We start from the raw sequence: 10,000 nt of genomic DNA, 5'->3' as shown, positions 1-10,000 counted from the left end.
GCGTTTAAACCGGCGATCGCAAAAACAGAATCTTTAGAGAGGGAAACCGAATACGCCACCAATCTCAAAGACCTTTCCTCTCAGTTAAGTTACTTTCAGATCGGAGATCGGCTTTCTAAAAACGAACTTTCTTCCTTGGATTTGGATTCGTACTTTAAAGAAAACGAATATACAATTCTTTCTCTGCAAGGTTCGATCGAAAATTCCGCGACGGAAAACCCGGACTATAAAGCATTTTTAGTCGAGGAAAAACGTCTGAAGGAATCCGTTCGTCTGAGTAAACTCTCCATTCTTCCTCAAACCGAGGTTTTTGTTTCGTATATAAAACGAAAATCGCAAACTTTTGCGTTGGACCGAGGTCCTCTGGATTATCGTTTGATGGGTACGACCGAATACAGAGGAGATCTTTTTAGCTTTGGCGTGACTATGAAGGTTCCGTTTTGGTCCGCTTTGAAATGGGGAAGTATCACGGGACAATATGAAAAACAAGCGGACGCAGGAAAAGAATCCACGGAAAAAGCGAGAAAACAAATCGTTTCCGAACTGCAAAGAAACTTCGAACTCATCCGAGGAGTCGGCAAACAACTCGAGATTCTTCAAAAACAATTGATCCCCGAATTGGAAAAATCGGTTCAAGCTAATTCCAATTTATATCTTCCCGGTAAGACGAAATTGCAAGACGCTCTCGTCGCGCAAGTGGAAGTGATCAACGCAAAGATTCGTAAAGAAGACCTCTATGAAAGAAAAAACGAATCCATTCTGAACATTCTTAGATTGCTCAGTCTTTTTTATCCGAGAAAAGAAACCGGGCTGTACTTCGAACACGATCACAAAACTCGAAAGAATTCAAAAATGCCCGAAACCCCGGCGCCATCCCTTCCATCCGATCCGCACCCGGGAGAATCCTTATGAAAAAGAAAATTCTACTTTTAACCGCATTAGTCGTTCTTGTTTCCGTTTTGGCTCTTTGTAAACGACCCAAAGGAATCTATTACTGCCCGATGCATCCAACCTATTCATCCGATCGACCGGGAACATGCCCGATTTGTAATATGGATCTAGTTCCAAAAACGCAAGAGAATCGAGAAGAACACGGAATGCCCGATTCTTCCCAAAGTTCTTCAAGTGGAGCTGAAAACGGAGAATCGGGAGAAATATTCAAAATAGAGAATATTCAGAAAAATAAAAATTATCCTTCTCCTGAGCTGAAACTTTCCCTGGAAAAACAACAATCGATCGGAATTCGAACGGAAACAGTCCAAAGAAGAAATTTGGAGAAAAAGATCTCCGCATATTCCACGGTCGCGTATGATCCCGATTTGTATACGGCGCTCACGGAGTATAAGGAACTGTTGCACGCTCGAGAATTGTTATCCGATTCGTCCTTGTTTTCAGGTCAGAATCCTCAGATTCGCCTCAGACAACTCGGTCTTTCCACGGAACAAATCCGTCTTTGGACTTCCGGCAAACGGGATCCTTCCGAATTGATCTTAGGAGGTAAGTCGGGAAGGGCGCATATCTATTCTCAAATTTACGAATCCGATCTCTCCGTTATGCATGTCGGTTTAAAAATTTCGTTCCGAACGAACGTATATCCCGATACAACTTTTTCGGGAAGAATCGCAAGCATCGACACAATCCTGGATAAGAACAATCGAACACTTCGACTCAGAAGCGAAGTCTTCGACAAAAACCAAATTTTAAAACCACAAATGTTCGGGGATCTGGAAATCGACATTCCTCTGAAGAACGTTTTGAGCGTTCCTTCCTCCGCAGTCCTCGACACGGGGATGCATAAAACCGTTTATGTGCAGACGGGACCGGATCGTTTCGTAGGCGTTCCGGTTAAAACCGGAGCGAGCATAGGTTCTTGGATCGAGATCAGGGAAGGATTGAAAGAAGGACAAACGGTGGTCGTAGAATCGACCTTTTTACTCGACTCGGAAGCCAAAATACGTTTCGGCTTCTCGGGCGAAGATCACAAACACTGAGGCAGATATCCATGATTCAGAATATAATTCGTTTTTCCGTATATAATAAATTTATAATTATTATTCTGGCTTTATTCGCGATCGTTGCGTCAATCGTCTCGCTTCGAAATATTCCCTTGGACGCGATCCCGGATCTTTCCGATACGCAGGTCATCGTATATTCAAGATGGGATCGAAGTCCGGATATTTTAGAAGATCAAGTAACATATCCGATCATCACGTCTTTGCTCGGTGCTCCGAAGATCAAAGCGGTTCGGGGATTTTCCGATTTCGGCTTTTCGTATGTCCACGTGATTTTTCAGGACGGAACCGATATTTATTGGGCGAGATCTCGAGTTTTGGAATATCTTTCTCGAATTCAATCCAATCTTCCCGCAGGGGTCAAAACCGAACTCGGTCCGGACGCAAGTTCCGTGGGCTGGGTGTATCAATACGTTTTATCAGACACGAGCGGAAATTCGAATCTCGCCGATTTGAGAACCTATCAAGATTTTAAACTCAAATATTTTTTGGGTGCGGTTCCTGGAATTTCCGAAGTAGCCTCGATCGGAGGATTTAAAAGACAGTATCAAATCACGATCCAACCAAACGCTTTACGATCTTATAATATAGATTTCGAAACCCTCGTCCAAAGAATTCGCGCGAGCAACCAGGAAACGGGCGGAAGACTTTTGGAAATTTCGGGCGCTGAGTATATGGTCCGTGGACGCGGTTATCTTTCTTCACTGAACGACATAGAAAACATCTCTTTGGGAACCGACTTAAACGGAACTCCGATTCTTTTAAAAAACGTGGCGAACGTTCAGTTCGGACCCGATTTACGACGAGGAATCACGGATCTAAACGGGGAAGGGGACGTGGTCGGTGGCACGATTGTTATGCGACATGGTGAAAACGCGTTAAACGTCATCGATCGTTTGAAGAACAGGCTTTCGGAAATCCGAAAAAATCTTCCCGAAGGAACCGAACTGATTACCGTCTATGATCGATCCGAGTTGATTGTCAACGCGATCTCCACTCTGCGATGGAAATTGGTAGAAGAAATGTTGATCGTATCGGCGGTGATTCTTTTGTTTCTCTGGCATTTTCCATCGGCGATCATTCCTATTTTGACGATTCCGATCAGCGTGCTTCTATCGTTTATTCCCATGTTTCTTTTGGATATCAACGCGAACCTGATGTCTCTTTCGGGGATGGCGATCTCCATCGGAGTTCTCGTAGACGGTGCGATTGTGGAAGTCGAAAACGCGTATAAAAAATTGGAAGAATGGGAAACTTCTGGAAGAAAGGGGGATTATCACCAGGTTCGATTCGAAGCTCTTTTGGAAGTCGGCCCGTCCGTATTCTTTTCTCTACTTGTTATTGCAGTCGCTTTTATACCGGTGTTCGCTTTGGTCGATCAGGAAGGAAGATTGTTTAAACCTTTGGCATATTCAAAAAATATTGCAATGGCCGTCGCAGCCGTTCTTGCGATCACATTGGATCCCGCGTTTCGAATGTTGTTCACGAGAGTTGATCCTTTCGAATTCAAAAGTCCGATTCTTTCCAAGATCGCAACCGCTGTTTTTGTGGGGAAATACTATCCCGAAGAAAAACATCCGGTCAGTAAGATTCTTTTTAAGTTCTACGGACCCGTTTGCCGTTGGGTTCTTCACAATCCGAAACGAACGATCTTTTCCGCGTTACTCCTCGTAATTCTTACGATACCGATGTATTTCAGTTTGGGATCGGAGTTCATGCCTCCTTTGGACGAGGAAACGATTCTTTACATGCCGACAACGTTATCCGGAATCGGAGTAGCCGAAGCAGAAAAACTCATGATCGCGATGGATCGAAAACTCAAATCGATTCCCGAGGTCAAAAGGGTTTTCGGAAAATCAGGAAGATCAGAAACCGCGACCGACTCGGCTCCGTTCTCCATGATGGAAACGGTTTTACTTCTACATCCTAAAGAAGAATGGAGAAAAGCAAATCGATTCTATTCTGGATGGCCTAAAATTTTTCAAATCCCGTTTTATCCGTTTTTATCGGAAAGAATCACGAAGGAAGAATTGATCCGAATGCTAAACGTGGAGATGGATTTTCCGGGAGTTACCAACGCTTGGACTATGCCGATCAAAGCGCGGATCGACATGTTGAGTACCGGAATGAGAACACCGATAGGAATCAAAATTCTCGGTTCTTCTTTGGATGAAATTGAAAAACTCGCAATCCAGATCGAAGCTGTTTTGAAAACGATCCCCGAAACCAGAAGTGCGTTCGCGGAGCGAACCGCAGGAGGATACTATCTCGACATAGAATTGAAAAGGCTTAATTTAGCAAGATATAATATATCCGTGGACAGTGCACAACAAATCGTGGCTTCCGCGATCGGTGGAGAATCGATCACACAAACTATAGAAGGACGGGAAAGATTTTCCGTAAACCTTCGATATCCGAAGGAACTCCGAGATTCCGCAGATAAGATCCGCGCGATTTTGGTTCCCACGCAAACGTTCGGACATATTCCGCTTTCCGAAATCGCGGATGTCCGTTTAAAAACGGGGCCTTCCATGATCCGGGACGAAAACGGATTTTTGGCGGGTTACGTTTACGTCGATCCTTCCACGAGCGATATCGGAGGTTACGTCGACCAAGCCAAAAAATTGATCGAACAAAAGATCAAAATGCCGAGCGGCTACACGATCGAATGGAGCGGTCAATACGAAAACATGATCCGGGTTAGGGAAAGAATGAAGTATGTTCTTCCGATCACGTTGCTCGTCATCTTTTTGCTGTTATACGTAAACACAAGATCGTACACAAAGACCTGGATCGTGTTGCTCGCAGTTCCGTTTTCATTGGTGGGGGCGGTGGGACTTTTGTATATTCTCAACTATCACGTTTCCGTTGCGGTTTGGGTGGGAATGATCGCGCTCATGGGACTGGACGCAGAAACAGGAGTTTTTATGCTTTTGTATTTGGATCTATCTTACGAAGACGCTCTCAAAAAAGGAAAACTCAAAACCGAGGAAGAATGGATCGACGTGGTATTTCACGGAGCGGTTCACAGGGTTCGTCCGAAGATCATGACGGTTTTTACTGCAATGATGGGGTTGTTGCCAATTCTTTGGTCCAGTAGCACGGGCTCGGACGTGATGAAGCGGATCGCCGCGCCGATGGTGGGTGGGCTTGCTACGAGTTTTATTTTGGAGTTATTGGTATATCCTCCGGTTTATCTGCTTTGGAAACAAGGAGAATCGGAATTGGTGAAATATTCTCAAGTTTGAATGTTCAAAAAATAAAATATAATTAATTCAAGGATGTGTCGAGTTTACGCATCGTGTAAAAACAAAAAGGCCGCCCAATTGGAACGGCCTCTACAATCACGGTAAAGGTTTTCAGGTTCATCTTAGATTTTCTCTTTCAGAAGAATTTTTAGAACCCTTACGATCAGCCGAATCTGTCGCTTAACAATTTCACCACTTGATCTGGTCTCATGTTCGCCTGAGCGAGCATCGCAGAACCACTTTTAGTGAGAATTTGATTTCTCGTGTAATCGACAATTTGCTCCGCCATATCCGCGTCCCTCACGCGGCTTTCTGCGGCAACCATGTTCACATAGCTGGATTGTAATCCCTGAGAAGTGATTTCCAAACGATTATAATACGCACCAAGATCGGCTCTTTGTTGGTTCACTTTGGAAATTGCAGTGTCCAAAATCCCGATCATCGCATTCGCACTTGCGGGAGAGGATAGGACCTGTTTTTTTCCGTTTGCAACCAATTGCAAACCGGTTGCGTTCATAGAATCGATAAAGATATCGAGTTTCTCATTTTGATTTGGACCCACTTGGAGTTGGATCGGTTTGTTGGATTGTTTGGAGTGGTCTCCGGAAAGAGGTTTGATGTGATTGAATTCCGCCGACTTTCCGATACGATCCACTTCCTCGATCAGTTGGTCCACTTCGAGCTGAACGAGCTTACGATCTTCGTTGGAATAGATTCCGTTCGAAGTTTGGATCGAAAGTTCTCTCAGTCTTTGCAGGATATTGTTAACCTGTTCCAGAGTCCCTTCCGTAACCTGAATGAAGGAAACCCCATCCATCACGTTACGCTCTGCTTGAGCTAGGCCGCGGATCTGAGTCCGCATTTTTTCGGACATGGCAAAACCGAGAGCATCATCCCCGGCGCGATTGATCCGCAAGCCGGTGGAGAGTTTCTCCATGGTTTTATCCAATTCTTTATTTACGCTTTTCAGTACGTTGTTCGTCCTGAGTGCACTAATGTTGTGATTGATGATCATTTTCACAACCTCCCTGTCAATGTTGCCCGGATCCGTCCGGGCCGATATTTTGGGGCGGGAACCGCCTTTGTTTTCCACTGCGAACTTCCACTCTGTTTTAGGACGGAGGTGAAAGTTTTTATATTTTTTCCTAAAGTATTGTGCGGAGAGAGCCGAACCTTAGTTTAGGAAATTTTTGTCAAAATATTAACCAAAACTATTTTTGAAAGCAACTCTTTTCCTTCATTTTATAAAAAAAGTCCTTTTCTTTCCATCCGTCGTTTCCATTGTTTTGATCGTATTTTGTCTCTTTCTTAGATAAATGGGACATTTGCAAGTTAGAGAATTATGAAAATCTATACAAAAAAAGGGGATTTCGGGCAAACCTCCCTCGCAACCGGCGTGAAGGTTCCAAAATCCGATCGAAGAGTAGAATTGTACGGAACCGCCGACGAACTTAATTCCACAATCGGGGTTGTTAAATCTTTTTTGTCGGAAAAATCCATTCTTCATCCTCCTTTGGGAACGATTCAAAATCTTCTTTTTGAATTGGGATCGGAGCTAGCCGGTTTTAGGCCTAAGAAAGAATCCTGCATTTTAGAAGAAGACATTACTTTCTTAGAAAATCAAATCGATCGAATGCAGGAGAAACTAGAACCTTTGAAAAAGTTTATTCTTCCCGGCGGAACCCAAGCCTCCGCATTTTTACACATTTCCAGAACCGTAGCGAGAAAATTGGAAAGAGACATGGTGAAATTCAAAGAAGAGGGGCTTGAGATTCTTTCCCCTCCCATGGTGTTTATCAATCGTCTTTCGGATTTCTTTTTTGTTGCCGCTCGTTTTGCAAATTTAGAAGAGAATATTCAGGAACCTTTATGGACATCCAGGGCCAAAATCTGAATTCACATCCGAAAGGTCTCTCCATTTTGTTTTTCACGGAAACTTGGGAGAGATTCAGTTTCTACGGAATGCGTGCCTTACTTGTGTTATTCCTCACCAAAGTTTTTCACTTTTCGGATCCGAATGCAAATCGAATCTACGGTATTTACACAGGTCTCGTTTATTTAACTCCTCTCGCAGGAGGTTATCTCGCAGATCGTTATTTGGGTTTTAAGAAGTCCATTCTTCTGGGAACGACTCTCATGATGTTCGGACATCTAAGTCTCGCTTTTGAAACAAAACCGTTTTTTCTTTTGGGATTGACCCTGCTCATCATTGGAGTCGGTTTTTTTAAACCCAACATCTCCACGGTCGTGGGAAGAATCTACGAAGAAGACAAGAAAACTCACATGAAAGATTCTGGTTTTACAATTTTTTATATGGGAATCAATTTTGGTGGTTTTTTAGGACCTCTTTTCTGCGGATATTTCAGCGAGTCTTTCGGTTGGGGTTACGGATTCGGTGTGGCCGCCTTCGGTGTGTTATTCGGAATTTTGATTTTTCTTTTCGGACAAAAAAGATTTTCGGATCGGGTTTTCGAACCAGGCAAAAAGAATCGTATCGACAAAGGAAATAGGAATTCTCCTCCTTTAACGAAAGAAGAAAAGCGAAGAGTTATTATCATTCTGATTTTTACCGTGTTTGCGATCATTTTCTGGGCGGTGTTCGAACAGATCGGTTCTTCTATGAATCTGTTCATCGATCGTCACGTGGATCGAAATTGGTTCGGTTACGATATTCCTACTCCTTTTTTTCAATCTTTAAATCCGCTTTTGATTTTGAGTTTAGCACCCGCGATCGCTTCTTTTTGGACTGCCTTTTCCAAAAGGGGCTGGAAACCGGATACTTCCACGAGGTTTGTTTGCGGTTTTTTTATTTTGGGCTCCGGGTTTTTAATTCTAACATTAGCCACCATTGACTTTCGAATCGGTCACAAGATCTCAGCGGTCTGGCTTTTTTTAATGGTTCTTTGTATTACGATCGGAGAATTGTTCACTTCTCCAGGCGGACTTTCACTTGTCACGAAGCTGGCTCCGAATCATCTCGGTGGGTTTATGATGGGCGTTTGGTTTCTTTCCAGTTTTTTCGGCAATATTCTTGCCGGAGAATTAGCGGGTCTTATGAAAACGGACAACTTCTCTACGTTTTTCGGAATGTTTGCGGGGTTTGCATTTGCGGGAGGAGGTGCTCTTTATCTCGTGCAAAAGAGGCTCCGAGTTTGGATGCGCGGTCTGGATTTCTAAAAGGATGAACTTTTATATATTCTCAAATTTGTATATTAGGAGATTTTGATGTTTCGAATTCTAGTGATCTTTTGGGCCCTTGTTTGGTTTTCTGTGTCCGTTTTTGCGGATCCGTTTTCCGATCTGCTCAAAGAAGATTTCGAAGCAGGCCAGACCCTTTTAATCCGAAATTCCGTTTTTCAGAAATTAGGTGGAAAATCCAAAGATTCGAAGGTGATCGAAATCACAAAAAACACAATCCCTTGGGCGATTATGGAAGGTTTGCCCCCCGACATGATTGCGGATCTGATTGTAAATCAATATTACGTTTCCTTATCCGGAATGCGTTTTACTGAAGCGGAAGATGCAATCCCAATTCTATCCAAACAAAAACTGAGCGACAAGGATTTTGTTTTAATTTCTCTTTTCGTAAAGGAAACGAACAAGGCGGGAATTCGGGAAGAAATTCGGAACGTCTTTTTATCGACTGCATTGAAATCCCGTTGGGACGGGTTTTCCATTCTGGCAGGGGGACGAGCTCTTATTGCGGGAAAATATGTAGGGATTCCGGAAAACCAGCTTGCATCCAGAGTGTTGGGACTTTTTCCGAGTAAGGGGGCAACTTCTCCTTTTGAGAAAACGGATTCCGCTTTTAGACAGGCGATTTTTTTTAATCCGACAAATGATCGATATACCCTTGCATCCGATCTTTTGTCTCAACTCAAATCTTTGCACGACGGTACTAAAAGTAAATCCTTGAATTCCTGGACGATAGCGATCTCGACGGCAAGAACCTTGGACCGCAGTTTGGATTCTGCCGGTGAAGTAGTAATCGGAGATAGACCGAAATTCGGATTTGAAGAAAACATTCCGGAACCTCCTCTGGTTCCCGAACTGGAACCGGATGCTCCGATTCAGCCCGGTAAAATGGAATGGGAAATATTAAATTCTTCTTATTTGCTTTCAGTAGTCAAAGAATGGTTGGGTACTCCTTATTATTGGGGAGGAACTTCTAAAAAAGGAGTGGACTGTTCCGGATTTACGTTCAGTTCGTTGACGGACAAAAGAATAGGAGTTCCCGTAAAAATAGTTCCTCGTCTCGGCAGAGAACAAGCTAAGTTGGGAAGTGGGGTTTCCCATAGCAGCTTGAGAGCGGGCGATTTGATTTTTTTTTCGGCGTCTCCCAATCAAAGTAAGATTACTCATGTGGGACTTGTCATCAGTGAAAAGGAATTTGCGCACGCTTCTTCCACTAGAGGTGTTGTAATCGATAAGATTTCCATGAAATGGTGGTTGGATCGTTATGTAACATCGAGAAGATTGTTTCAAAAGATTCAGTGACGATTTATTGGGTTTAACGTCTGTAAATATAGAGGATGCATAATCTTTGTGAGATAGCGGAGTCTCAAATCCGGTAACTTCTACGAATTCATCGAGGATTAGACTTTTTTCTTTCTTAAAAGCCCAACGGTATCTCTCCTTGAAGATCCGACTTTCCTCATGAAAAACGAGTATGAAACATGAGTTGTTTCGTTATCTAAAAATCTACTCCAAATATAGCCTAAATTTTTGAGATTGAATATA

The 10,000-nt window shown here is 43.3% G+C and carries 7 protein-coding genes (1 of these 7 cut by a window edge); 6 read left to right on the top strand and 1 reads right to left on the bottom strand.

Features of this window, described 5'->3' with window-relative positions; all coding sequences use genetic code 11:
* The 3 genes in view from CLV95_RS16000 to CLV95_RS15990 are tightly spaced (at most 11 nt apart) and all read left to right on the top strand, a layout consistent with a single transcriptional unit that may run on beyond the window.
* Window positions 1-912, top strand: the 3' portion of a protein-coding gene (locus CLV95_RS16000) for a TolC family protein (protein WP_002734676.1). The gene continues 561 nt to the left of window position 1, outside the view; only the last 912 of its 1,473 coding nucleotides appear in the window; its start codon lies off the left edge, out of view; its stop codon occupies window positions 910-912.
* Window positions 909-1,991, top strand: coding sequence for a heavy metal-binding domain-containing protein (locus tag CLV95_RS15995; protein ID WP_002734652.1), 1,083 nt, complete (start codon window positions 909-911; stop codon window positions 1,989-1,991). The genes CLV95_RS16000 and CLV95_RS15995 overlap by 4 nt, the downstream gene beginning before the upstream one ends.
* Before the next feature lie 11 nt (window positions 1,992-2,002).
* Complete coding sequence (locus tag CLV95_RS15990; protein ID WP_002736474.1) at window positions 2,003-5,260, top strand: efflux RND transporter permease subunit; 3,258 nt, start codon at window positions 2,003-2,005, stop codon at window positions 5,258-5,260.
* 163 nt (window positions 5,261-5,423) lie between these two features.
* Here the strand turns inward: CLV95_RS15990 and CLV95_RS15985 are convergent, their stop codons facing one another.
* Window positions 5,424-6,275 carry a flagellin N-terminal helical domain-containing protein gene (locus CLV95_RS15985; RefSeq protein ID WP_002622159.1) on the bottom strand — a complete coding sequence of 284 codons (852 nt, stop codon included), beginning with the start codon at window positions 6,273-6,275 and terminating at the stop codon, window positions 5,424-5,426.
* A gap of 327 nt (window positions 6,276-6,602) precedes the next feature.
* Here CLV95_RS15985 and CLV95_RS15980 point away from each other — a divergent pair, with 327 nt between their 5' ends.
* From CLV95_RS15980 to CLV95_RS15970, 3 genes are read left to right on the top strand one after another with little or no spacing between them, the layout of a single operon-like run.
* Window positions 6,603-7,154, top strand: coding sequence for a cob(I)yrinic acid a,c-diamide adenosyltransferase (locus CLV95_RS15980; protein ID WP_002725504.1), 552 nt, complete (start codon window positions 6,603-6,605; stop codon window positions 7,152-7,154).
* Window positions 7,130-8,437 (top strand): peptide MFS transporter, encoded by a 1,308-nt coding sequence (locus CLV95_RS15975; RefSeq protein WP_002734706.1) that lies wholly within the window; start codon window positions 7,130-7,132, stop codon window positions 8,435-8,437. Before CLV95_RS15980 ends, CLV95_RS15975 begins: the two co-directional genes overlap by 25 nt.
* A gap of 48 nt (window positions 8,438-8,485) precedes the next feature.
* A complete protein-coding gene (locus tag CLV95_RS15970; protein WP_016561377.1) occupies window positions 8,486-9,757 on the top strand; it encodes a C40 family peptidase in 1,272 nt (423 codons plus the stop codon).
* The last annotated feature ends 243 nt before the right edge of the window (window positions 9,758-10,000 follow it).

This window comes from Leptospira borgpetersenii serovar Javanica (genome assembly GCF_003046425.1).
In the GTDB taxonomy this organism is placed as follows: Bacteria; Spirochaetota; Leptospiria; order Leptospirales; family Leptospiraceae; genus Leptospira; species Leptospira borgpetersenii.
This window is presented reverse-complemented; position numbering and strand designations above follow the sequence as displayed.